At 65.8% G+C, this 22,891-nt stretch carries 19 protein-coding genes and 2 tRNA genes; 5 read left to right on the top strand and 16 right to left on the bottom strand.

From position 1 onward, the window contains the following. Positions 1 to 158 precede the first annotated feature (158 nt). The 3 genes from ACZ5YA_RS29355 to ACZ5YA_RS29345 all read left to right on the top strand — a co-directional run bounded on the left by ACZ5YA_RS29355 (position 159) and on the right by ACZ5YA_RS29345 (position 4,951). Positions 159 to 1,589 (top strand): NAD-dependent succinate-semialdehyde dehydrogenase, encoded by a 1,431-nt coding sequence (locus ACZ5YA_RS29355; protein ID WP_464091595.1) that lies wholly within the window; start codon positions 159 to 161, stop codon positions 1,587 to 1,589. Positions 1,590 to 1,694: 105 nt separating this feature from the next. Further along, complete coding sequence (locus ACZ5YA_RS29350; RefSeq protein ID WP_464091594.1) at positions 1,695 to 2,858, top strand: acyl-CoA dehydrogenase family protein; 1,164 nt, start codon at positions 1,695 to 1,697, stop codon at positions 2,856 to 2,858. An 8-nt stretch (positions 2,859 to 2,866) separates the two neighbouring features. Next, the gene (locus ACZ5YA_RS29345; RefSeq protein ID WP_280016776.1) at positions 2,867 to 4,951 is read left to right on the top strand and encodes an acetate--CoA ligase family protein; all 2,085 of its coding nucleotides are present in this window, start codon (positions 2,867 to 2,869) and stop codon (positions 4,949 to 4,951) included. 16 nt (positions 4,952 to 4,967) lie between these two features. On the opposite strand, the gene ACZ5YA_RS29340 is transcribed toward ACZ5YA_RS29345, so the two are convergent. The 12 genes from ACZ5YA_RS29340 to ACZ5YA_RS29285 form a co-directional block, all read right to left on the bottom strand. Further along, positions 4,968 to 5,867, bottom strand: coding sequence for a LysR family transcriptional regulator (locus tag ACZ5YA_RS29340; RefSeq protein WP_223283223.1), 900 nt, complete (start codon positions 5,865 to 5,867; stop codon positions 4,968 to 4,970). 404 nt (positions 5,868 to 6,271) lie between these two features. Further along, positions 6,272 to 6,356: transfer RNA gene (locus ACZ5YA_RS29335), tRNA-Leu, on the bottom strand. 157 nt (positions 6,357 to 6,513) lie between these two features. Continuing rightward, the gene (locus tag ACZ5YA_RS29330; RefSeq protein ID WP_464091593.1) at positions 6,514 to 7,503 is read right to left on the bottom strand and encodes a Bug family tripartite tricarboxylate transporter substrate binding protein; all 990 of its coding nucleotides are present in this window, start codon (positions 7,501 to 7,503) and stop codon (positions 6,514 to 6,516) included. A 100-nt stretch (positions 7,504 to 7,603) separates the two neighbouring features. Further along, entirely contained in the window at positions 7,604 to 8,779 is a 1,176-nt protein-coding gene (locus tag ACZ5YA_RS29325; RefSeq protein ID WP_464091592.1) for an alpha-hydroxy acid oxidase, read from the bottom strand. Beyond that, positions 8,776 to 10,173 (bottom strand): 2-oxoadipate dioxygenase/decarboxylase HglS, encoded by a 1,398-nt coding sequence (gene hglS, locus ACZ5YA_RS29320; protein WP_419342488.1) that lies wholly within the window; start codon positions 10,171 to 10,173, stop codon positions 8,776 to 8,778. The genes ACZ5YA_RS29325 and hglS overlap by 4 nt, the downstream gene beginning before the upstream one ends. An 80-nt stretch (positions 10,174 to 10,253) precedes the next feature. After that, a complete protein-coding gene (locus ACZ5YA_RS29315) occupies positions 10,254 to 11,195 on the bottom strand; it encodes a LysR substrate-binding domain-containing protein (RefSeq protein WP_059375512.1) in 942 nt (313 codons plus the stop codon). 86 nt (positions 11,196 to 11,281) lie between these two features. Next, on the bottom strand, positions 11,282 to 12,703 hold the full coding sequence (locus ACZ5YA_RS29310) for a YadA family autotransporter adhesin (RefSeq protein WP_464091591.1): 1,422 nt from the start codon (positions 12,701 to 12,703) through the stop codon (positions 11,282 to 11,284). A gap of 78 nt (positions 12,704 to 12,781) precedes the next feature. Next, positions 12,782 to 15,037 (bottom strand): phosphocholine-specific phospholipase C, encoded by a 2,256-nt coding sequence (locus tag ACZ5YA_RS29305; RefSeq protein ID WP_464091590.1) that lies wholly within the window; start codon positions 15,035 to 15,037, stop codon positions 12,782 to 12,784. A 37-nt stretch (positions 15,038 to 15,074) separates the two neighbouring features. Beyond that, the gene (locus tag ACZ5YA_RS29300; RefSeq protein ID WP_165867779.1) at positions 15,075 to 15,245 is read right to left on the bottom strand and encodes a hypothetical protein; all 171 of its coding nucleotides are present in this window, start codon (positions 15,243 to 15,245) and stop codon (positions 15,075 to 15,077) included. An 86-nt stretch (positions 15,246 to 15,331) separates the two neighbouring features. Further along, positions 15,332 to 16,351, bottom strand: a complete 1,020-nt coding sequence (phnE, locus tag ACZ5YA_RS29295; RefSeq protein WP_059375527.1) for a phosphonate ABC transporter, permease protein PhnE — start codon at positions 16,349 to 16,351, stop codon at positions 15,332 to 15,334. Next, positions 16,348 to 17,193 (bottom strand): phosphonate ABC transporter ATP-binding protein, encoded by an 846-nt coding sequence (locus ACZ5YA_RS29290; protein WP_118931732.1) that lies wholly within the window; start codon positions 17,191 to 17,193, stop codon positions 16,348 to 16,350. Before ACZ5YA_RS29290 ends, phnE begins: the two co-directional genes overlap by 4 nt. Positions 17,194 to 17,210: 17 nt before the next feature. Then, a complete protein-coding gene (locus ACZ5YA_RS29285) occupies positions 17,211 to 18,146 on the bottom strand; it encodes a phosphate/phosphite/phosphonate ABC transporter substrate-binding protein (protein WP_118931731.1) in 936 nt (311 codons plus the stop codon). A gap of 230 nt (positions 18,147 to 18,376) precedes the next feature. Here ACZ5YA_RS29285 and ACZ5YA_RS29280 point away from each other — a divergent pair, with 230 nt between their 5' ends. Then, a complete protein-coding gene (locus ACZ5YA_RS29280; protein WP_464091589.1) occupies positions 18,377 to 19,216 on the top strand; it encodes an HAD-IIA family hydrolase in 840 nt (279 codons plus the stop codon). Here the strand turns inward: ACZ5YA_RS29280 and ACZ5YA_RS29275 are convergent. From ACZ5YA_RS29275 to ACZ5YA_RS29260, 4 genes are all read right to left on the bottom strand, one after another. Continuing rightward, on the bottom strand, positions 19,210 to 20,112 hold the full coding sequence (locus ACZ5YA_RS29275) for a MurR/RpiR family transcriptional regulator (RefSeq protein WP_223283221.1): 903 nt from the start codon (positions 20,110 to 20,112) through the stop codon (positions 19,210 to 19,212). The two genes, ACZ5YA_RS29280 and ACZ5YA_RS29275, sit on opposite strands and share 7 nt — an antisense overlap. Positions 20,113 to 20,277: 165 nt before the next feature. Continuing rightward, positions 20,278 to 20,760 (bottom strand): preprotein translocase subunit SecG, encoded by a 483-nt coding sequence (gene secG, locus ACZ5YA_RS29270; protein WP_059375538.1) that lies wholly within the window; start codon positions 20,758 to 20,760, stop codon positions 20,278 to 20,280. A gap of 21 nt (positions 20,761 to 20,781) precedes the next feature. Continuing rightward, entirely contained in the window at positions 20,782 to 21,528 is a 747-nt protein-coding gene (gene tpiA / locus ACZ5YA_RS29265) for a triose-phosphate isomerase (RefSeq protein ID WP_464091588.1), read from the bottom strand. Between the two features lie 140 nt (positions 21,529 to 21,668). Beyond that, positions 21,669 to 22,646 (bottom strand): NAD(P)H-quinone oxidoreductase, encoded by a 978-nt coding sequence (locus tag ACZ5YA_RS29260; RefSeq protein WP_059375540.1) that lies wholly within the window; start codon positions 22,644 to 22,646, stop codon positions 21,669 to 21,671. Between the two features lie 115 nt (positions 22,647 to 22,761). Here ACZ5YA_RS29260 and ACZ5YA_RS29255 point away from each other — a divergent pair. Then, positions 22,762 to 22,849, top strand: a tRNA-Ser gene (locus ACZ5YA_RS29255). Positions 22,850 to 22,891 lie beyond the last annotated feature (42 nt).

Raw genomic sequence — 22,891 nt, 5'->3', positions numbered from 1 at the left:
CATGTTTGCCAGAGAAAAAGTGGACGCTCCGCACAGTCGTTGGTTGATAGACTGCGACGAACTCCCGCCCCGCGTTCAACCAGCTGGCCTGCTCGCGCGGATTGCCGGTGCGGCGGCGGGCAATTCCAAAAAGCATATCGAGACGCGGAGATTGAGACATGAAGTATTCGCAATACATAGACGGCGAGTTCCGCGCAGGCACCGGCCAGGCAGAGCTGGTCCTGGTGTCGCCTGCAACGGAAGAGGAACTCGGACGCTACCGCGCCGCTTCGCCAGACGACGTCGAACGGGCGATCGGCGGCGCGCACCGCGCCTACGGCACGTGGCGCAGGACCAGCCCCACGCTCAGGTCTGAACTGCTGCGCAAAGTGGCGCAGGAAATGCGCGGAGACAGCGACAACTTGTCTCGCCAGATCACCCTCGAGCTTGGCAAACCCCTGTCCGAGGCGCGAAAGGAGGTCGACACCGCCGCGGAAATGTTCGAATGGGCCGCGGAGGAAGCGCGGCGCCTGTATGGCCGCCTGATTCCGGCCAGGACGCAAGGCGTGCAGCAGCTGGTCAAACTGGAGCCATATGGCGTGGTGGCAGGGTTTGCAGGATGGAACGCGCCTGCCATCACCCCCGCTCGCAAGATCAGCGGAGCCCTCGCCGCCGGCTGCACGATCGTGCTCAAGCCCTCCGAGGAAACAGCCGGCGTCGCCTTGTTGATTGCGCAGGCCTGCGAACGCGCGGGCCTGCCGCAAGGCGCCGTGAACATGGTGTTTGGCGACCCCGCGTCCATTGCTGATCAGCTGTGCGCCTCGTCGCGGGTGTCCATGATCACTTTCACTGGCGGAACCGAGGTGGGCAAGCAGCTGGGCGCAAAGGCGGCCTTGCACATGAAGAAAGCAACGCTGGAGCTGGGCGGCCACGCCCCCGTCGTGGTCTGGCACGATGCCGATATCGACGAGGTAGCCGCGGCAGGCGTCGCAGCCAAGTTCCGCAACGCCGGCCAGGTATGCACTTCGCCCACGCGCTTCCTTGTGCACAAGAACATCTTCGATGACTTCTGCGAAAGATTCGTCGCGCACACCCGCGCCTTGGCCGTAAAGGACCCTTTCGATTCCCAGTCGAGGATGGGGCCGCTGAAGAACAAGCGCCGCCTGGCCGCCATCGATGCCCTCGTGCGCAACGCGGTCGAATGCGGCGCCACGCTGCTCGCCGGGGGCCGCGCAATCGAGGGGCGCGGCTATTTCTATCAACCCACCGTCCTGGCGCTGCGAGACAGGCGCGCGGAAGTCAGCCGCATGGAGCCTTTCGGTCCTGTGGCCCTGATGATGCCCGTGGAGGACGCCGACGAGGCCATTGCCGAGGCAAATGCGCTGCCCTTTGGGTTGGCCGCCTATGCGTTCACCAGCGACATGAAACTGGCGCACCGGCTGGTCAACGAGATAGAGAGTGGCGTCGTCTGCATCAATGATCTGCAGGCCTCGCTGCCGGAAACGCCATTTGGCGGCTTCAAGGACAGTGGATTGGGATCTGAAGGCGGCGAGGAAGGACTGCGGGAATTCCTGCGCGTGAAGTGCGTGCGTCAAGGCGGGTTGGCCTGACGCCTGATATGTTTTTTTGGCATGTTTGTCGGCGCGATTGGAAAAACTGCGCGCACATGCCCCGACTTAAGATCCCCGCACTAAATAGAAACCATTGGGACCGTCATGAATTTCAACCTTTCGGAAGAGTACCAGGCGTTTGCAGATAGCGTCGCGCGATTCGCGCAGGACAAATTGGCTCCTGGAGCGCTGGAACGGGCCCACTCCAATCAGTACCCCTGGGAAACCGCGGCGCTGCTGGCGGAACAGGGTTTGCTGGGCATTGTTTTTCCCGAGGAGGACGGAGGCCAGGGCGGCACCTTGATGCACGCCGTGCTTGCGATCCAGCAAGTGGCGCTGGCGTGTCCGAAAAGCGCGGATATCGTGCAGGCGGGCAACTTCGGACCTATCCGCACCTTCGTCGAGTATGCCAACAAGGAACAGAAGGCCCGCTTTCTCCCTGACCTGCTGTCTGGGAAGAAACTGATTTCGCTAGGCATGACGGAGCCGGGCGCCGGCTCCGCGGTGACCGACTTGAAAACATCGGCGGTGCTCGACGGAGACCACTACGTCGTCAATGGCAGCAAGGTTTTCTCCACCCACAGTCCCGACGCGGAGCTCTTTCTTGTCTATGTGCGGTTCGGCCCTGGCGTGGAAGGCATCGGGTCCATCCTGATCGAACGAGGCGCGCCGGGTTTCGAGATAGGAAAGCCCTCAAGCTTCATGAACGGAGAGCAGTGGTCTCAGCTTTACTTCGAGCATTGCCGGGTGCCGAAGGAAAATCTGCTGTTGGGTCTGGGCGGCTTCAAGAAGCAGATTTCCGGATTCAACGTGGAACGGCTGGGCAATGCCTCGCGCGCGCTGGCCCTGGGAAGGTACGCCTTCAACATGGCCAGAGACCATGCCACATTGCGCAAGCAGTTCGGCCGCGAGCTGTGCGAGTTCCAGGGCTTGCAGTGGAAGTTTGCCGATATGTGGATGAAGCTCGAGCAAGCTCAGCTGCTGCTCTACAAGGCCGCTCTCGAAGGCGAGCAAGGGCTGCCCTCGGCGCAAAGCACCGCCATGGCGAAACTCGCCTGCAATATGGCAGGCTGGGACACATCCAATGATGCCATGCAGATCATGGGTGGAATGGGTTTCAGCCAGGAAGCATTGGTAGAGTATTGCGTTCGCCGGACCCGCGGCTGGATGATCGCGGGCGGGTCCATCGAAGTACTGAAGAACCGAATTGCCGAGGGTATTTTTGGCCGCTCGTTTTCCCAGCGCGCGCCCAGAGCCTCGCATCAATGAGAGTACGCATGTCCATCATCGAGCATTCCGAGCAGTTGATCAGCCAGGCACTTTTGCATCCGCGCAGCATCGCATTGGTGGGCGTATCGGATGATCCCGGCAAGACGGGCGGCCGCCCCCTGCAATTCCTGCGGCGCTCGCGGTTCGCAGGAAAGATCTACCCCATCAATCCGAATCGCGATCAGGTCCAGGGTGAACAGGCTTGGCCCAGTCTCAGTGCCTTGCCAGAGGTGCCGGAGCATGTCTTCATCCTGTCCTCCACCGATACGGTGCTTCCCGCCGTCAGGGAATGCGCGGAACTCGGCGTGAAGCAGGTGACCATCCTGGCGACGGGTTTCTCGGAATCCGGAGAAGAAGGCTGCCAGCGCGAACGGGAACTTCGCGACTTTGCGCAAGCCTCGGGCGTCAGGATCCTGGGGCCAAGCAGCCTGGGCGTCGTCAATCCCCACAACGGCCTGGTCCTGACCGCGAACGCCGCGTTCGCGGAACCTGACCTGCCCAAGGGAAACCTGTTCGTCGCCTCGCACAGCGGCAGCATGATCGGAGCCCTGGTTTCAAGAGGCAAGGCGCGCGGCGTGGGTTTCGCCGGCCTGGTGTCCGTCGGCAGCGAAGCGGATTTGTGCGTGGGAGAAATTTGCCAGGCGACACTCGACGATCCGACGATCGCGGGCTACGTGCTCTTTCTTGAAAGCCTGCGTCACGGAGACAAATTGAGAGCATTCGCCGCCGAGGCCGCCCGCCGGGGCAAGCCCGTGATCGCCTATAAATTGGGCCGTTCGAACGCCGCGGCGGAAATGGCCGCCACGCACACTGGCGCCTTGGCGGGCGAGGACGACATTGCGGACGCGTTCCTGAAAGACCTGGGCGTGGTCCGCGTCGAGATGCTGGAAACCCTCTTCGAGGCTTTGCCGCTGGCAAAAAGAATGCCCGCGCCTGATTCCCGCGCCAAACGGGTGGGCGTGGTTGCCACGACGGGCGGCGGCGCCGCCATGGTCGTCGATCAACTGGGCATTCGGAACGTGACCGTGCAGCCGCTGTCCGAAGCCACGCAGCGCAAGTTGAAAGAGGCACAGATTCCCGGCTCCGCCGGCCGCGTGCTGGACCTGACCTTGGCAGGAACGAAGTATGAGGTCATGAAGAAGGCGCTGCAGATCATGCTGGAAGCGCCGGAGTTCGACCTGGTGGTCGCGGTCGTGGGCTCATCCGCAAGGCTGCAGCCTGAACTGGCCGTCAAACCCATCCTGGAATTCACCAGCGCGGACAAGCCTCTAGCCGTGATGCTGGTACCCGACGCCCCCGAAGCTCTGGGCACGCTGACGCGTGCAGGCATCCCCTGCTTTCGCACGCCAGAGACGTGCGCTGACGCCATTTCCTCGGTGTTTGCCCGACGGAAACTCTCTACCGCCGCCGCAGCCGGATCTCCCCAATTGGCGCAAGCGCAGGCCCTGAGCGAGGCGCAAGCCTATGACGTGCTGGACCGCTTGCAGGTGCCTCATGCCGACTACGCAATCTTCCCATTGAACGGCCAGATCCCGACGCTGCCTTTCGAGTATCCAGTGGTGGCCAAGCTCTGTTCGGCGGAAATTCCCCACAAGACAGAAGTAGGCGGCGTCGTGCTCAACATTCAGGATCCCGCGCAGCTGTCCCGGGCCTTCGAAACGTTACGCACGAATCTGCGGCAGAAAGCGCCGCAGCTCGTGTGCGAGCACGTGCTGGTTCAACCTCAGTTGCAGGGAATGGCAGAGGTATTGATCGGCTACCGGGTCGACCCCGATGCAGGGCCCATCGTCATGTTGGCCGCCGGAGGCGTCTGGGCTGAGGTCCTGCGCGACAGGAGCATCCGCCTGGCGCCGGTATCGGTCGAAGGCGCACGGGAAATGATCGAAGAGATCCGAATCCTGAAAACCGTATCGGGTTTGCGCGGCAAACCAAAGGGTGACCTGGAGGCCCTGGCACACGCCATCTCCAAGCTGTCCATGCTCGCGCAACGACCCGAACTGAAGCTACGAGAGGCCGAAGTCAACCCGATGCTGGTGTTGGCCGAAGGACAAGGCGTCCTGGCCGTGGATGCCCTGGTCATGCAAAGCGCGTGACCAGCATGGATCGCCGTCAGCAATCCGGCAACAGGGGCCGGGTCGCTGCGGCTTCCGACAGAATCCAGTCCCGGAACAAAGTTATCTTCCGGGCTTCGCGACGGACCTTGGGTCGCAGCAGGTAGAAGGAAAGGCCTGTTCTTACCGGCTGCTTGAACGGATACAGCAGGCTCCCTTCTTCGATGTCCCCCATCAAGAGCGCCACCTGACCGATCGCCACGCCCAGGCCGTCCATGGCGGCCTGCCACGTCAGCACCGAGCTGCTGAAATTCATCTGGTGGGTATCGGCGATGTCGGCCAAGTGCCCGTGCGCCTTTGCCCACATCTTCCACTCCCCCTTGGGCCGATAGTGCGAAACCAGTAGCCGCGTGCGCAGGATGGCTTGGGGATACGCGGTTTCCGGAGCATGCTTTCTCAGAAACGCGCTGCTGCAAACCGGCTCGATGATGTCGTCGAACAATAGATCGGCTTCGGTGTCGGGGTTGCCGCCGCTACCCAACTGGATGCTGAAATCAATGCGGTCCCGCTCGAAATCAATGTCCTTGACCAGATTGATGATCAGGACTGAAAACTCTGGGTATTTCTTCTGGAAGCTTTCCAGTCGCGGGATCAGCCACTTCGCGGCAAACGTCGTATAGGTATGCACGCGTATCTTGTTGTCGTTGCCCTGCTCCATGATGCTATGGGTCGCATCCGCGATCTGGTCGAAGGCCGGAATGATCCGCTCTCCGAGCTCTTCCCCGATATCCGTCAGACTGATGCCCCGCTGTTCGCGCCGGAACAGCTTTACCCCCAGATACTTCTCCAGCACGTCCAGCTGCTTGCTGATCGCCGACTGGCCGACGTGAAGCTCCTTGGCGGCCTTGGTCAGACTCTTGGTGCGCGCGACGACATAGAACGCGCGCAGAGGATTCATGGGGGGAATTTTCTTTGACATGGAATGACTACTGACGATTCACATGGAATGGACGGCCCGCCCAGCTATCGTGAAAAGGTCAGAGACGCGCATGCGATCCGTACCGGCCATGGAGCGCGTTGCGCCCGGCACTTTGCGAGTGGTTCGCATTTTGTCTCCGTGAGTTTTGTTTTGCATGGCGAGCACGAATCATACACAGGGGCCCGGAGTCTTTCGTCGTCTCCCCTCTTGAGGTCCGCCCCATGACTTTCCGGCGCAGGTGCGCTGCCGCCAGCAAGCGCGCAAATGCAACGTTCTTGGCTCGCTGCCTGTCCACGATCGGATGAAGCAAGCGAAAAAAAGCCCGTAAGAAATGGATTCTTACGGGCTTTTTACTTTCCAGGCGTATGCCTGGAACAAATTCTTGGTGCCGACGGCGAGACTCGAACTCGCACAGCTTTCGCCACTACCCCCTCAAGATAGCGTGTCTACCAATTTCACCACGTCGGCTAACTTCAACCAGAAAAGCGTGCTTTCCTGGAAAGTCGAACATTCTATCACGCAAATCAGGAATCGGGTGGTTCCGTGCTGCTTTGTCGCTGCAACGCCACCAATCCGTCCCCAAGAACGCTTCTAAGGGGCCGCGGACGGCCCCTTCCCCAGCCTATCAGTTGATCTGCAGGTTGGTCGCCTTGACGACCTCGCCCCACTTGCGGGTTTCGCTTTCCATGAAGGCCTTGAACGCTTGCGGCGTGTTGGGCGGCGGGGGCATGAGGAAGCCGTTGGTCTGGTAGCTGGCGGCCAGCGCGGCGTCGGAGGTCAGGGCCTTGTTGATGGCGGCGTTGACCTTCTGGACGACTTCGGGCGGGGTGCCAGCCGGCGCATACACGCCGAACCAGGCCGCCACGTCAAAGCCTTCCACTCCGGATTCGGCGATGGTGGGGATTTCCGGGGCGAACGGCACGCGGCTGCCGGTCGTGACGGCAAGACCCGTCAGCTTGCCCGCGCGCACGTGCGGCAGCAGCGGCGGCAGGTTGTCGAAGATCGAGTCCACTTGTCCGCCCAGCAGGTCGGCCACGGCCGGGCCGCTGCCGCGGTACGGAACGTGCAGGATGTCGATGCCGGTCTTCATCTTGAAGAGTTCGCAGCCCAGGTGCGCGGACGAGCCGTTGCCGGGCGAGGCGCAGGTGAGCTTGCCGGGGTTCTTCTTGGCGTAGGCGATGTATTCCTGCACCGACTTGACCGGCACGCTGGCGTTGACGGCCAGGATGTTGGGCACCACGTTCAGCAGGGCGACGGCGTCCAGGTCCTTGAGCGCGTCATAGGACATCTTGGAATAGAGCGACTGGTTGATCGCGGTGGAAATCGATCCGACGAACAGGGTGTAGCCGTCGGGCGCCGAACGGGCGACGGATTCGGCGCCGATGTTGCTGTTGGCGCCGGGCTTGTTCTCGACCACGAAGGTCTGGCCGAACTCCTTGCCCAGCACATCGGCGATCATGCGCGCGCTGATGTCGGTGGTGCCGCCCGGGGCGTAACCCACGACCAGCCGCACCGGCTTGGTCGGATAGGCGCCGGCCTGGGCCTGCGCCGGTCCGCTGGCGAGGCACGCCAGCACTGCCGCCACGCCGGCCAGTTTGGTATAGATCTTCTTCATGTTTCCTCCTGTCGAAAACGGATGGGCGCGCATGGAAATGCGCGCCGTTTTTTTGTTGTTGTGCGGGTGCTCCTGCCCGGGGCGGCTGGCGCCGCCCGCGTCAGGCGGTCGCCGCCGGCCGCAAGGGCGCGATCAGGTCCGGTGTGAGGTCGGCCAGCGTCGCGCAGCCGAGCAGCGCCATGTTGGTCGAGATCTCGCTGCGGAATATGTCCGCGACTTTGCGGATGCCGGCGCTGCCGGCCACGGCCGCGCCGAACAATTGGGGCCTGCCGGTGAAGACCATGCGCGCGCCCAGGGCCACGGCCTTGAGCACGTCGGAGCCGCGGCGAAAGCCGCCGTCCACCATGACCGGGAAGCCGGGCGGCACCGCGGCCACCACGTCGGGCAGCGCCTGCAGGGGCGAGATGCAGCCATCCAGCTGGCGTCCGCCGTGGTTCGACACGATCACGCCGTCGGCGCCTGCCGCATAGGCCAGGCGCGCATCGTCGGGATGCATCACGCCCTTGAGCACCAGCTTGCCGGGCCAGTTCTCGCGGATCCAGCGGATGTGCTCCCACGACAGCTTGTCGCGTTCGCCGCGAAAACCGTTGGGCGGGTCTTGCGTGATGGGCGGGCCGATTTCTTCGTACAGGTTCGAGAACCTGGGGATGCCGCTGCCCAGCAACGTGCGCAGGAAGACGTTGAAGCTCCAGCGCGGATGGCGCATGCCGTCCAGCATCACGCTGGGGCTGAGCTTGAAGGGCACGGTGAACGAGAGCTTCTGCAGGTTCTCGCGGTTGGCGCCCACGCAGGTGTCGATGGTCACCACCAGCACCGGGATCTCGGCCTGGCGCAGCCGCGCCAGCAGCTTGGCGATGCGCTCGGTATTGCCTGGCAGATAAGCCTGGTACCAGCAGCGCTTGCCGGTGGCTTCCTGCAAACGTTCCAGCGGTACGCTGGAAGCGCCGCTGATGATGAAGGGAATCTCGGCCTGCCGGGCGGCCTGCGCCAACGCCAGGTCGCACTCATGCATGACGATGGAGGAGAACCCGGTAGGCGCGAACCCCAGCGGCATGGCGTAGCGCTGTCCGTAGAGTTCGACCCGGCTGCTGCGCTGGTCGACCACGCGCAAGCCGCGCGGCCGGAAACCCACGTCGCCCAGCGCGCGCACGCTCTCGGCCAGCGAAGCGCCGTCCTCGGTGCCGCCGCAGACGTAGCCTTCGACGCAGCGCGGCATGATGCGCCGCGCCTCGCGTTCGAAGTCGCGCACGGACAGGCAACGGTCCAGACGGCTCATGCGGCCACCGGCGAGCCGGCTTGCTCGCGCAGCGCCTGCATGCAGGCGGCCAGCGAACGGTCCTGCGTGTCCTGGTAAAGCGCCAGCTCGTCCTGCACCTTGGCGCCCAGGGCCTGCTCGAAAGCGGCCTGGCTGGCGTTCTGCGCGTATTCGGCCTGGGCCTTGTCGCCCAGGTTCGACTGGAAGATGCCGGCCGCGCTGACGGGCAGAAAGTCCTCGTACACCAGCGGCTCGAAGCGGATGTGGCCCTGGGCGATCAGGTCCTGCAGGCCGGCCTCGGGATCCGCGCCTTCCTTGCCGGTCAGGAAATAGCGGAAATAGGCCAGCCCCTGCGCATGCAGCGCGTCGTAGTCATCCGGGAAGGCGGCGAAACAGTCCTGCAGGTTCTGCATGTAGGCCGCTGCATTGCCTTCGTTGGGCGCGCCGCTGATGCGGCTGCGGGCCAGGTCCAGCAACTGGTCGTACAGCGCCCGGCCCTTGCGGGTCAGCGCGACGCCGCGCTGCTCGATCTCGCCGAAGCGCGCCGTGTGGCTGCCGGCCGCGGACTGGCCGTCGGCGCCGGCGAACAGGACCGCTTCCTCCAGCGCCTTGAAGCTGGTCTGGCGCAGCAGGATCGGGCACTTGCGCGGCGGCGGGCCCTCGATCACGGCCTTGGCGGACACGCCGCGGCGGGGCATCTCGGCCTGGGCTTCATCGATGTCCAGCGTGCGCGGGGTCAGGTGGTTGATGTGCGGGCCCTTGAAGGCCACCACGTCGGCGATCAGGCGATGCTGACCATGCAGTTCCTCGTAGTCTTCCAGGCTGACGGTGGCCTCGCTGTGCCAGCGGAAGGTATGCAGGGCTTCTTCCACGAATTCGCGGGCCGCGGCTACATCCAATCCGCCCTGTGCCTCGAAGCGGGCCGCGAGTTCCAGCGTGCGCGCGGTGAAGATCTGGCGCGCGGCCAGGATGCGGGCGGCCTTCTCGCGCAAGGTCTCGTCGGCGATCAGTTCCAGCCGCAGCAGCGAGGTAAAGACGCGGAACGGGCTGGCCTGCAACGAGGCTTCGTGGGTGGCGCGAAAGGCGGTGGAATGCACCGGCACGCCGGCCGGCGACAGATCGTAATAGCCCACCGGCTGCATGCCCATCACGGCGAACACGCGCCGCAGGTTGGCCAGTTCCTGCGCGGTGCCGACGCGGATCGCGCCGTGGCGCTCGATGTCCAGGCGCTCGATCTCGCCGGTGCGCGCCAGCTGCGCGGCCAGCTCGGGCTGCTCGGCCAGCGTCTTGGCGTTGACCTGTGCGACCAGGTCCAGCAGCGTGTCGTACAGCGGCACTTCCGACTTGTACATGTCGGACATGGCGCGAGAGAACCAGGCGCGGATCTGATCCGGATTGACGAAATTCTGACTCATGGCGGGCTCGGCACATCGGTAAACAAGGATGGCCGCATGAAATCATGCGCTGCGCGCGCAATCAAATGAAAAAAATCGGCTTAATCAGTCCGTTTTTTCATGGATCGCGCGCGCTGGGCGTCGCGCTCGCGCTTGCGTGCGGCCTCTTGTTCCACCCAGGCGACGAACTGCTTGATCTTGGGCACTTCGGCCGAATGCTCGGAGTAGGCGACGAAGTACGCGCCGTCGCTGGGCTGCACATAGTCCCAGGGAATCACCAGCTTGCCGGCCTGCAACTCCTCTTCGGCCAGCAGGCGCGGCGTCAACGCCACGCCGCAGCCGCCCTCTGCCGCACGCACGCACATGTAGAAGGTATCGAAGCGGGGACCGTGGTAGCTGCGGTCGGACTGGAACTGCTGACGCGAGAAGTAGTCGTGCCAGGCTTCCGGGCGCGAAGCGCATTGGATCAGCGCCTGCGCGCTCAGCGCCTCCAGGCTGTCGACCCTGTCACCCGGAAGAAAGCCGGGCGCGCACACCGGCACCACCTCGGCACCGAACAATTCCCGGCACTGGGCGCCCGGCAAGGTGCCATGCCCGAAGAAGAAGGAGATGTCGATCTTGGCCTGCATCAGGTCGAAGGGCCGGGTTTCGCTGCGCACCTTGACCTGGATGTCCGGATGCGCGGCCATGAAGCCTTGCAGCCGCGGGATCAGCCAGCGCGCGCCGAAGGTGGGCTGGGTGCCGATGGTGAGCACCTGGGTCTCGCTGCCGTAGGTCAGGATGTAGCGCGAGGACATGTCCACCTGGTTCAGGATGGCCCTGACCTCGGATTGGTACAAGGCTCCCGCAGGCGTCAGTTGCAGGCGCCGCCGCACCCGCAGGAACAGCGGGTTGCGCAGCAGCGCCTCCAGCTGCGCGATCTGCTTGCTGATCGCGCTCTGGGTCATGTGCAGTTCCTCGGCGGCGCGCGTGAAGCTCATGTGCCGCGCCACCGCCTCGAAACATTGCAGCGCCATCATCGATGGCATCAAACGCTTTTCCATGGGGCCGATCCGGGTATGCCTGTGCTGGCCGCGGCCGGCGTCCCATCGCCGGCCGCAGCGCTTGCGGCATTATCGCAGGCCCAGGCTCACCACTGGTATCCGACCCCCGCCGCGCCGCCGAAATCACCGCGGGACGTGCCGTTGGCCGATACCTTGTAGACCCAGCGCCCGCCGCTGGAAACGCGCGACAGGCCCATGGCGTAGCCCGATTCGCCATTCCAGGTGCCGCCCGCCATGGACAGCATGTTGCGGCCCGGCAGATAGGCCTGCGGCAAGGAAGCCGTCGCCATGGCCGCGGCCACGCCCGCGCTCAGCATGCGCTCCTGGGAATCCAGGTCGTTGCGCAGGTTCTGCACGGAATGCTCGACGGCGCCCACGCGCGCCTCGCTTGCGCTGCTGGCGGCGCGCAGCTGACCCACGTTGACGGCATCGGTGTCCTCGCTGCCTGCCGCCACGCCCGTCATCTGGCGTCCGCCCACGTTCACCTCGCCGGTGGAGTTTTGGGGCCGCGCCATGCCGTAGGCCTCGTAGCCTTCCTGCGCGCCGCGCGCCGCCGAGGACCCCGCCCCCAGCGCCACGCTGTTGCCCGCGCTGGCCACCGCGCCGGCGCCGACCGCGACGCTCTGCGTGGCCGCGGACGAGTCCGCGCCCACCGACACGCTACGTTCCGCGACGGAACCGCGTCCGGCATTCGAGCCTATCGATACGTTGTCGCTGCCGCGCACACCCGACCCGGCGGCGGTGCCCTGCGCTACGTTGTTGTTGCCGACGACGTCGCGGCCGGCGGCCAGCCCGCTAGCCGTATTGCCATCGCCCTGCACGCCGTAGCCCGCGTAGGCGCCGGCAGCCATGTTGTTGGCGCCGGTCACGTTCTGCCCGGCATTCTTGCCCTGCGCCAGGTTGCCCTCGCCCTCCACGTTCTGGCCCGCGTTCTGGCCCAGCGCCAGGTTGCCGTCGCCGACGACATTGCGGCCCGCTTCCTGGCCGAATGCCGAGTTGCCGTTGCCGGTGACGTTGCGGCCGGCGTTGGTGCCATAGGCGGCATTGTTGTTGCCCACCGTGTCCGTGCCGGCCCAGAAGCCAAAGGCATCGTTGTAGTCGCCCGTGACGTTCTGCCCGGCGCTGCGGCCGAACGACTGGTTCCAGCCGCCCTGCACGTTGGTGCCGGCGTAATAGCCGATGGCCTGGTTGGCGTTCTTGCCGCCGACCTTGGAGCCCGCGCCCTCGCCGATCGCGAGGTTCCAGTTGGTGCTCACGTCCTGGCCCGCGCCATTGCCCAGGCCGATGTTGTTGCTGCCTTTCACGTTGACGCCGGCGTTCTTGCCTATGGCGTGATTACCTTTGCCCGTCACACCCTGGGCGGCGCCCGGTCCATAGCCGAGATTGCTGCCGTCCCACATCACGGGCGGCGCGGTCTGCGCCTGCGCGGCCGATCCCCCGGCCAGCGCACCCACCAGAACCGCCGCCGACAAGCCGTTGGCGGCCAGAATTGCGTATGTGTTTTTCATGATCATGTTGGTAGTTTTTTGTTGCGGACGGCCAGGCGCGCACCCCGATGCGCGCCTGGCCCGCTCATGCCTGGGCCATCACAGATGCAGCGCCATGGCGGGGTCGCTGACGCTCGCGCGGCCGTTCTCCATGCGTCCGGCGAAGCGGCGTTCGAAGCCTTCGGCGGTGACGGTGAAGTCGTACCAGTTGCCGCTTTCCTTGATGGACCAGTGGTGTTCGGCGACCTTGCCCGGCTCGACCGCCAGGGTCCAGGGGCCGTCCTTGCGGTAGGCGTTGGATTGCAGGTTCGCCTGCAGGCTGGCCGTGCCGCGGTTGGACACCTTCACGTAGAGCGCGCTGCCGGCCGGCTCGTAGCAGACCTGCACTTCCAAAGCCGCGCCGCGCTGGGTGTTGCCGGAGAAGGTCCGCACGAAGCCGTTGCTGCTGTACACCCACAGGTCATAGTCGCCGCCGGTCCAGGTGTCCGACAGCGTCTTGCCGGCTTCGACGGTGTAGCGCCGCGGGATCAGGTCCAGGTTGCGCTTGTCGTACACATGGAACACCGCGCCCGCTTCGCCCGTGTTGCTGAACAGCAGTTCGACGGCGCCGTCCGCGCCCAGCCGGGCGCTGGTGTGCAGTTCATAAGGCAGCGCGCGCGACAGCCGCGTGCCGGTCTCCTGGAACAGCGGCTGGGGGATGGCGGGCGCCTGCGTCACGGCAGTGGTGGGCAACAGCTTCTGCGCCGCGTTGATCGCGGGATAGTTGCTGGTGTCGGGCAGCGTGGGCACGCGGGGATCGTTGGGGCTGACGAAGTCGAAGCAGGAGGTCAGGTCGCCGCAAACCGCGCGGCTCCAAGGACTGATGGCGTCGACCTTGATGTCGAAGCGCTGCTCCAGGAACCGGCCCACGGAGGTGTGATCGAACACCTGTGAATTGACCCAGCCGCCCTTGCTCCACGGCGACACCACGTACATGGGCACGCGCGAGCTCAGGCCCCACGGCCGGATGTTGCCGGTGATCTTGTCATCGGCCTTCAGGTAGCTGCCCACCGAGGCATCGAAGTACTCGCCGTCCAGCGGCACGGTGGACTTGCCCATCAGCACGCCGTTGGCGTCATAGGACGGCACTGCCGGCATGGCGGCGTGATCGAAGAAGCCGTCGTTCTCGTCGAAGGTCACGAACAGCGCGGTCTTGCTCCAGACTTCCGGATTGGAGGTCAAGGCGTCCAGCACGTCGGCAATGAAGTCGGCCGCGCCGGCCACGCCTTCGCTGCTGCCCGGATGCTCGGCCAGCGCCTGGGTGGGCAGCACCCAGGACACCTGCGGCAAGGTGCCGTTGGCCACGTCCTGCTTGAGCTGCGCCAGGAAATTGACGGCGCCGTCGTTCTTCTCGGGGCCGCCTGTCAGGCCGTGTTCATAGATCGGCGAACCCGGCTGCGCGGTGCGGAAGCTCTTGAAGGCCAGGCAGCCATGCATGGCGCCCGTCCAGTTGTTGTTCATGTTCTGGTAGATGTGCCAGCTGACTCCGGCGCGCTGCAGCAGGTCGGGCAAGGTGTCCCACTTGAAGGCGCTGTTCTTGTACTTGTAGTTGTAGACGCCCGTCACGGGGTCGACCTGGCCCGAACCGTCGGCCAGCTGCGCGCGGCCCGCGACCCAGTTGGACGGGCTGGGCCAGCAGCGCGAGTTGACGGGCTCCGAATCGGTGTCGGTGCTGTTCACGCCCAGCTTGCGCAGTTCGGGATTGGCATTGGCGCCCGACCAGAACACGATGCGGTTGGGATCGGTGCCGGTCAGGATGGAACAGTGATAGCCGTCGCAGACCGTGAAGGCGTCGGCCAGCGCGAACTGGTACGGAATGTCCTCCCGCATGAAGAAGCCCATGGTGGCCTGGTTCTTGTACTGGATCCACTGGTCCATCTTGCCCTGGTTCCAGGCCGCCTGCTGGTCGGGGAAATTGTGCGGCGTGCCCGATCCGATCAGCGCGTTGCTGGTCCTGGAATCGCGGCGGAAGGGCTGGATGTCCTGGCCGCCCTTGGGGTCGGGCTGGAAGAACACCGACTTGCCGCTGGCCAGCGGAATCGGGAAGCGGTCGCCGAAGCCGCGCACGCCGCGCATGGTGCCGAAATAGTGGTCGAACGAGCGGTTCTCCTGCATCAGGATCACGATGTGCTTGATGTCCTTGATGGTGCCGCTTTCGACCGCCGCGGGAACCGCCAGCGCGCGCTGGATCGAGGCGGGCAGCAAGGCCATCGCCGACAGGGCGCCGGCCGCCTGGGCCGAGGCGCGGAAGAACTGCCGGCGGCCCGGCAAGGCCGGGGACACACTGGCGGAATGCGAGGGGTAGGTCTTGGTCATGGGGCTACTCTTGCGTTGGGTTGAGCGGATCGGGCGTTCAGGGCGCGCAGCGCAGTTGCGGCGCGGGCGGCGGCGTCTCGGGCTGTCCGGTCTCGGGCGGCGCGGTCGCGCCGTCATCCGAGTCGTCATCGCCGCCGCAGGCGGCAAGGGTCAAACTCAGGGCGATGGCCGCAACAAGGGCGCGGCCCAGTGCAAAGTACGGGGTCATGAAAACTCCTGGTCAGGGAATGTTGCCGGGTCCGTCCGGCAGAAAACCTATCGGGGCGCGGCGGCCTGGCTGGCCGCCGCGCCAGCTCAGCTCAAGCGGCGCCGCAAGCGGGCGGCGACCTGGTCCAGCAAGAACACGGTGATGAAGATCACGACGAGAATGGTCCCGACGTGGGCGTACTGGTACATGTCGTAGCGGCCTTTCAGCTCCTGGCCGATGCCGCCCGCGCCCACCAGGCCCACGACCGTGGCCATGCGCACGTTGCGGTCCAGGATGTACAGGGTGTAGCCGGTGAACTTGGGCATGACTTGCGGCAGCACGGCATAGGCCAACACGCGCGGCTTGCTGGCGCCGATCGCGGCCAGCGCCTCTTGCGGCTTGGCGTCGGCCGTCTCGATATCCTCGGCGTAGAACTTGCCCAGGAATCCCATCGAATGGATGGCCAGCGCCAGCACCCCGGCAATCGGGCCGAAGCCGTAGGCCAGCACCAGGAACAGCGCGCAGATCAGCTCGGGCATCGCGCGGAACATGCTGACGATGGCCCGCGCCGCCACGTACAGCAGCCGATTGGGCGCGTAATTGCGGGCGCTGCAATAGGCCAGCGGCACGCTGCCCAGTACGGCCAGCAAGGTCGCCCAGATGGCGATCTCGAAGGTCTCGACCATCTTCACCGCCACCCGCCACAGATAGCCCAGCGGCTCGACCAGATAGGTCTGCGTGGACACCTCGTCTTCCATCTTCAGCGTGTGCGGATTCAACCGGCTTTCGGTCACCTGCAGCGTTTCCACACGGGCCAGCCACGGCAACTTGTCCGGATCGAATCCTTCTATGCGCGAGGTCTCGGTGCGATACGAGACCTGCAGCGGGAACAGGTTGTCGGCCAGGGCGCCCAGGCCCGCCGTGACCTGGGACTGCTGCTTCAGGCCCACCGCCGCCAGCGCGCCGTCCAGGGTCAGCGCCGCCATGCGGCCCATCTCGACCCGTTGGCCGGTGTAGAGGAACAACATCAGCGCCGCGATCACGATCAGCAGCGCGCGGGCGCCGTAAGGCGGATCCAGGCGCCAGGCCGCGTTGTCGGCCGGCGTTTTCAATGCCTGCGTGTTCATTGCGCGCCTCCCGCCGACAACACCGCCGGCCGGATCGGCCTGGCCGCGCGCGGCTCGACATGGCCGCGGCCCGCAAGATCGGCAGCGGCGATGCCGCTCTCCGGCTGCGGGGCCCGATACAGGGCGCGGGCGGTGGCCTCATCGAACGCGCCCGCCGGTCCGTCGAACACCATGACGCCATGGCGCAGCGCCACGATGCGGTCGGCGAACTCGCGGGCCAGATCGACCTGGTGCAGGCTGCACAGGACGGTCGCGCCGCGTTCCCGCGCCTGATTGCGCAACAGCTCCAGGATGTCGCGGCTGATGCGCGGGTCCAGGCTGGCCACCGGCTCGTCGGCCAGCAACAAGGCCGGGGCCAGCATGAAGGCGCGGGCGATGCCCACGCGCTGCTGCTGGCCGCCAGACAATTCGCTCACGCGGCGTTGCAGATGTTCGGGCTGCAGGCCGACTTCGCGCACCAGCTTGCAGGCCCGTTCGCGCAATTCCGCGGGGAAGCGCATCAGATAGGCGCGCCATGCCGGCAAGCCGGGCAGCGCGCCCGACAGCACGTTGGTCGCGACCGTCGCGCGCGACACCAGGTTGAAGTGCTGATGCACCATGCCGATCCGCGGCCGCACGGCAGCAAGCGTCGAAGGCTGCACCTGCGTGCCATCGACCCACACTTCCCCTTGGGTCGGCACGGTCAAGCCGTTGGCCATGCGCAGCAAGGTCGATTTGCCCGCGCCCGAGGCGCCGAGGATGACGCAGAACTGGCCGCGCGGCACCTGCAGCGACACCGAGTTCAGGGCCGCGGTCCCGTCGGCGTAGCGCATGCCGACGGCGTCGTAGCGCAGCATGTCCATTTCGCTTGCTCCGGCGATCACCGCTGTGCCGCCTTCTGCAGGATTTCGCCCTTGATCTCGTCGGTCAGCAGGGCCATCTTCGAAGCCGGGCCAGCGAACTGCGCCTCGGAGAACTCGGTGTCGAAGCGATCCAGCTTGGCGCCGCCGTAGCCGCGCACCATGTCCGGGGTCACGCCGGGCGCCTGATGCACCTTGGCAAATGCCTGCTTGAGCGTCGCCTTCAGCGACTCGGGCAGCTTGGTGTTCATTGCCAGCGGCGGATACGGGATGGGTTCGCTCTTGAAGATCACCTTCACGGACTTCGGGTCCACCGCGCCCTGGCGCACCGCCTTGTCGAAGGAATCGAACGACAGCGCAGCCGCGTCGACCTGGCCCTGCACCAGCGCGGCCAGGCTGCTGGCGTGGCTGCCGGTCAATTGCAGCGCCGCCAGGTCCTTGGCCGGGTTCATGCCGTCCTTGATCATGGACGCCACCTGGAAGGTGAAGCTGGAAGCCGAGTTCACGTCGCCGAACGCGGCGCGCTTGCCCTTCAGGTCGGCCAACGTATTGATCGGCGAATCGGCCCGAGCGAACATCGCGGCGTAGTAGGCGGACTCGCCTTTCTGCACGCCCACGGCCAGCAACTGCGCGCATTGGCGCTCGTGCGCCTGCACGTACGAAACCGGTCCCAAGAACGCGACCTCGGCCAACTGGTTGCACATGCCTTCGACCACGGCGCCGTAGGATTGGCCCACCGTCAGTTGGAAATGCAGCCCGGTGCTGCGCGTGATCGCATTGAAGATCGGCGCGTAGTCGGCCTTGGTGCCCGATTCGGTGCCGCCATCGGCAGGTATCAGCAGCACGCGCAACGGACGCTGCTGCGAGCCGTCGGCCAGGGATTGGGCTTGCGCGAGGGGTGCGGCGGCCAGCAGGGAAACCAGCGCCAGGGCGGGCGCGCAATTGCGGATCTTCATTTTTCTATTCCTAGTCTTGTTGAGGTTGCCATCGGGGCGCTGCGTGCTCGGCCCTGATTCCGGACGCAGATTAGTGATGGCACATGACAGGAAAATGAAAATTGCTCAAATCAAAAAAATGAATTTTTGAATTTTGTTCAGATAGAATCACAGCCGCCGGGCAGGCCCGAACCGTAGCGGGCGCCCACTCCTTTCAACCTGCACGCGCTTCGACGCCACCACGCCGATCCATGACCCGCATTGCCTGCACTCCTCTCGCTACCCATTCCCAAGCCCCGACGTCGGAACCGCCCTGGACCGCCCGCTCGCGCGGCCTGATCCTGGATCTGGACGGGACATTGATACGGGGCCATGAAGTGATACCGGGCGCCAGCGAGCTGCTGACCCGCTGGGCGGGACGCTGCGTCATCGTGTCCAACAACTCCACTGACACGGCGGCAGGCCTGGCGCCGCGCTTGCGGGCGATGGGCCTGCCGGTGCAAGCCGAAACGCTGATCCTGGCCGGCGAGCAGGCCGTGCGCCATATCGCCCGGCAGCATCCGCGGGCCGCGGTGCTGCTCTGCGCCTCGGACGCATTGCGCGGCTTCGCCGCCAGCCTGGGGCTGGCGCTGGTGGACCGCAATGCGGACATCGTGCTGCTGGCGCGCGATCTATCGTTCGGCTACGGGACGCTGCAGACCCTGGCAGGCGAGCTGGCGCGGGGCGCCACCTTGATGGTCAGCAACGGCGATCTCACCCATCCCGGCCCGCAAGGCGCCATCGTCCCCGAAACAGGCGCGCTACTGCAGTCGGTGCTGGCCTGCGCGCCTGGCGTGCGCCCGCAAATACTCGGCAAGCCGGGAGCCATGCTGTTGGAGGAAGGATTGCGCCGGCTGGGCCTGGCGCCGGCCGACGCCACGGTCATCGGCGACAACGTGCGCACCGATGCGCTGGGCGCGGTGCGCCTGGGCATCGGCTATCTGCTGGTCGGCACTGCGCCTTACGCGGATGCGCCGGACGTGGCGGGGCTGCTGGATGGCGCGCGTCCGCGCAGGCATGCGCTGCCGGCGGACATCGAAGGCGATCAGTAGCGCTTGTTCGACAGCACGTCGAAGGTGCTGCGCAGCGTGGAGACGGCCTTGTCGTAGTCGGACAGGGCCAGGCAGGCGATGAGCGTGTCGATGATGGCCAACTGCGCCAACCGGCTGGTCATGGCCTCGGTGCGGAAACGGGTCTCGCGCGACATGGTGTGCAGCACCACGTCCGCGTGTTCCTGGATCGGCGATTTGCCGAAATTGGTGATGCAGATCGTGCGCGCCCCGGCTTCCTTGGCCAGCCGCGTCGCCAACACGGTTTCATGGGTGCTGCCGGAATGCGAAATGGTCAGCACGGCGACGTCCGGCCCGGTCAGCGACGCGCTGATGGCCTGCACGTGGGAATCGGTCACTGCCGTGGCATGCAGCCCGATGCGCAACATGCGGTAGTGCGCGTCATGCGCGATGACGGCCGAGCTGCCGATGCCGTAGATTTCCACGCGGCGGGCGCCGCGGATCAGTTCCACGGCCGCCGACAGCGCGGCCACGTCCAGCACCGACTCCGTTTCCTGCAGGGTCTGGATATTGCTGTGGAAGATCTTGCTGACGACCTGCTCGGGCGTGTCCTGGGCCGCCAGGTCTTCGTGGATGTACTGCACCGGCTGCACGATCTGCTGCGCCAGCGCGATCTTCAGCTGTTGAAAGCCCGTGGCGCCCAGCAGCTTGCAAAAACCCACCACGCTGCCTTCGCTGCACTGGGTGCGCTCGGCCACTTCGCTGACCGACATGTGCACCACCTCGGCCGGGTTGCGTATGACGAACTCGCCGATGCGCTGCGAGGCCGCCCCCATCGAGGGCAGCAGGCTCTGGATGCGCGCCAGCATGGCCTGCGGCGAGCCCCGCTGCTGATCGGCGGCGGTCGGGGTTCGGGGAGTGCGTTTGGATGTGGCCATGGCGGAGATCGAGGAACAGGAACCGGATGCGCAGGCAACGATACCCTACCCGCTGCCGGCGCGGCGACGGCGCATGCTAACGGCCGCCGATGACAGGATATCCGGGCAGCCGCAAGCCGCCCATGAAAAAGGCCGGCATGTGCCGGCCTTTCCGTTTGCTGTGGCTTACTTCGCCGGCGCCGCGGGCGTTTCGGCGGGTTTGTCGCCTGCGGCCGGTGCGGCCGGGGTGGCGGGTGCGGCCGGGACCGAGGGCACCGACGCGTCGGGCTTGGCCGGAGCGGCGGGCACCGAACCCGCGCCGGGAACCGACGAACCAGCGGGAGCGGGCGCTGCGCCCGGCACTTGCGGCACCGAACGGTCGGCCGGGAAGCTTTGCATCACGCCGGAGTCGACGGCAGGGCCGCTATTGCCCTTGTGGCTGACATAAGCCAGGCCGGCGGTGGACGCGAAGAAGACCACGGCGGCCCACTTGGTCGCGCGCGACAGGAAGTTCGCCGCGCCGGTGGCGCCGAACAGGCTGCCGGCCGAGCCACTGCCGAAGGCGGACCCCATGTCGGCGCCTTTGCCCTGCTGAAGCAGGACCAGGACGATGATAGCCAGCGCCGAGATCACTTGGACGGCCAGCAGGATTTTGAGCATCAAGGGCATTACAGACTCCGGAACGGAAACTTAGATAGCGGCGATTCGCAAAAATTCTTCGGCCACGAGCGACGCGCCGCCGACCAGGGCACCGTCGATATCAGTCATGGCGAACAGACTGGCGGCATTGGCAGCTTTGACGCTACCGCCGTACAACACTTGCACCTGCGCCGCGCCCAGCGCGCGCAGGGCGGCGCGGATGGCGCCATGGACTTCCTGCGCCTGCTCGGGGCTGGCGGTGCGGCCGGTGCCAATGGCCCAGACGGGCTCATAGGCCAGGACCATGCGCGAAACCGCCTCGGCGCCCAGCGCCAGCACGGGCTTCAACTGGCGTTCGATCACGGCCAGCGTGTTGCCGGCTTCGCGGTCGACCAGGGATTCGCCCACGCACACCACCGGGGTCAGGCCGGCAGCCAGCGCGGCCTGGGCCTTGGCGGCCACGGCCTCGTCGGTCTCGCCGTGCAGCACGCGGCGCTCGGAGTGGCCGGCCAGGGCCCAGCGGCAGCCGAATTCCTTCAGCATGGCGCCGGAGACTTCCCCGGTGTAGGCGCCCTTTTCATGGGCGCTGACGTCTTGCGCACCCCAGGACACGCTGCTGCCGGTCAGGGCCGACGCCGCTTGCGCGAGGTAGGGGAACGGCACACAGATGCCGATTTCGCAGTGGCTCGCAGCATCCGCGGCGCGCAGCTCGGTCAGCAACGCGGCGTTCTCGGCCAGGTTGCCGTGCATCTTCCAGTTGCCCAGCACGAGGCGGGCGCGGTTTTCGACTGAAGTCATGGCGAGGTATCTGTATCGGTTGGACTGGGGCGAGCCAAGGGCTGCGTAGCAACCGCCCACGGGCCTGCCTGGAAAAAATTCCAGGCGAAACCCGTGATTGTATCCTGTTGCGGGACGCTACGCCGAGCGCCCCCCATTTCTTACATGGTCAGGATGATTTTGCCGATGTTTTCACCGCTTTCCATCATGGCATGGGCGCGCGAGGCCTCGGCCAGCGGGAAGGTGGCGTGCACGATGGGCTTGATGGCCCCTTTTTCCAGCAGGGGCCAGGCCTGCTCGCGCAGGGCGCGCGCGATGGCGCCCTTGAAGGCGACCGGACGGGGACGCAAGGTCGAGCCGGTGATGGTCAGGCGGCGGCGCATGACCTGGGCCGTATCCACATTGGCGTGGGAACCGCCCAGCTGGGCGATGATGACGATGCGGCCGTCGTCGGCCAGGCACTGCATGTCGCGGCCGATGTAATCGCCGGCCACCATGTCCAGGATCACGTCCACGCCGCGTCCGCCGGTGGCGTCCAGCACTTCCTTCACGAAATCCTGGGTCTTGTAGTTGATGCCGCGCTCGGCGCCCAGCGCTTCCACGGCGCGGGCCCGGTCGTCGCTGCCGACGGTGGCATAGACCTTGTGGCCCATGGCGCGGGCCAGCTGGATGGCCGTGGTGCCGATGCCGCTGGCGCCGCCATGCACCAGCAGCGCCTCGCCTTCGGACAGGCGGCCGCGGTCGAATACGTTGCTCCAGACCGTGAAATAGGTTTCCGGCAGGCCGGCGGCCTCGATGTCGGACAGGCCCTTGGGAATCGGCAGGCATTGCGCCGCGGGCGCGACGCAGTATTCCGCGTAGCCGCCGCCCGCCACCAGGGCGCAGACCTTGTCGCCCAAGACAAAACCGCTGCCGGCCAGGTCGCCGCCGACGATCTCGCCGGCCACTTCCAGGCCCGGCAGGTCCGAGGCGCCGCGCGGCGGCGCGTAGTTGCCCTTGCGCTGGAACACGTCGGGACGGTTGACGCCCGCGGCGCTCACTTTGATCAGGACTTCACCCGCGCCGGCTTCCGGCGTGGGGCGCTCCACGGGGACCAGGACCTCGGGGCCACCAGGGCGAGAGATTTCTACGGCGTGCATCGCGTGCCTCCTTTGCAGCAAATGGATTATTATTGCGCCCTTTACGGCGTATCGTGTTCCCGGCCCGGCAGATTGTTTGCCTGATGGCCGGATCGCCGGAATATACGCAATACCAGGAAGCGTGGCAGAGTGGTCGATTGCACCGGTCTTGAAAACCGGCAACGGGCAACCGTTCGTGAGTTCGAATCTCACCGCTTCCGCCAAGACACCCGATGCCAGCGCGCATCGCCGCCCGCAAGGCGGCA

The sequence above is a fragment of the Achromobacter sp. JCM 18799 genome (genome assembly GCF_055395645.1).
Note: the sequence above shows the minus strand (reverse complement) of the source record. Positions and strands in the feature narration are given on the sequence as shown.

Coding starts and splice junctions, on each gene's coding strand:
- ACZ5YA_RS29330 (WP_464091593.1), bottom strand. CDS start 7,503: ATGAAGAAGATCTATACCAAACTGGCCGGCGTGGCGGCAGTGCTGGCG.
- ACZ5YA_RS29300 (WP_165867779.1), bottom strand. CDS start 15,245: ATGACCCCGTACTTTGCACTGGGCCGCGCCCTTGTTGCGGCCATCGCC.
- ACZ5YA_RS29345 (WP_280016776.1), top strand. CDS start 2,867: ATGTCCATCATCGAGCATTCCGAGCAGTTGATCAGCCAGGCACTTTTG.
- ACZ5YA_RS29305 (WP_464091590.1), bottom strand. CDS start 15,037: ATGACCAAGACCTACCCCTCGCATTCCGCCAGTGTGTCCCCGGCCTTG.
- tpiA (WP_464091588.1), bottom strand. CDS start 21,528: ATGACTTCAGTCGAAAACCGCGCCCGCCTCGTGCTGGGCAACTGGAAG.
- secG (WP_059375538.1), bottom strand. CDS start 20,760: ATGCCCTTGATGCTCAAAATCCTGCTGGCCGTCCAAGTGATCTCGGCG.
- hglS (WP_419342488.1), bottom strand. CDS start 10,173: ATGAGTCAGAATTTCGTCAATCCGGATCAGATCCGCGCCTGGTTCTCT.
- ACZ5YA_RS29275 (WP_223283221.1), bottom strand. CDS start 20,112: ATGGCCACATCCAAACGCACTCCCCGAACCCCGACCGCCGCCGATCAG.
- ACZ5YA_RS29350 (WP_464091594.1), top strand. CDS start 1,695: ATGAATTTCAACCTTTCGGAAGAGTACCAGGCGTTTGCAGATAGCGTC.
- ACZ5YA_RS29280 (WP_464091589.1), top strand. CDS start 18,377: ATGACCCGCATTGCCTGCACTCCTCTCGCTACCCATTCCCAAGCCCCG.
- ACZ5YA_RS29325 (WP_464091592.1), bottom strand. CDS start 8,779: ATGAGCCGTCTGGACCGTTGCCTGTCCGTGCGCGACTTCGAACGCGAG.
- ACZ5YA_RS29310 (WP_464091591.1), bottom strand. CDS start 12,703: ATGAAAAACACATACGCAATTCTGGCCGCCAACGGCTTGTCGGCGGCG.
- ACZ5YA_RS29290 (WP_118931732.1), bottom strand. CDS start 17,193: ATGGACATGCTGCGCTACGACGCCGTCGGCATGCGCTACGCCGACGGG.
- ACZ5YA_RS29340 (WP_223283223.1), bottom strand. CDS start 5,867: ATGAATCCTCTGCGCGCGTTCTATGTCGTCGCGCGCACCAAGAGTCTG.
- ACZ5YA_RS29315 (WP_059375512.1), bottom strand. CDS start 11,195: ATGGAAAAGCGTTTGATGCCATCGATGATGGCGCTGCAATGTTTCGAG.
- ACZ5YA_RS29355 (WP_464091595.1), top strand. CDS start 159: ATGAAGTATTCGCAATACATAGACGGCGAGTTCCGCGCAGGCACCGGC.
- ACZ5YA_RS29285 (WP_118931731.1), bottom strand. CDS start 18,146: ATGAAGATCCGCAATTGCGCGCCCGCCCTGGCGCTGGTTTCCCTGCTG.
- phnE (WP_059375527.1), bottom strand. CDS start 16,351: ATGAACACGCAGGCATTGAAAACGCCGGCCGACAACGCGGCCTGGCGC.
- ACZ5YA_RS29260 (WP_059375540.1), bottom strand. CDS start 22,646: ATGCACGCCGTAGAAATCTCTCGCCCTGGTGGCCCCGAGGTCCTGGTC.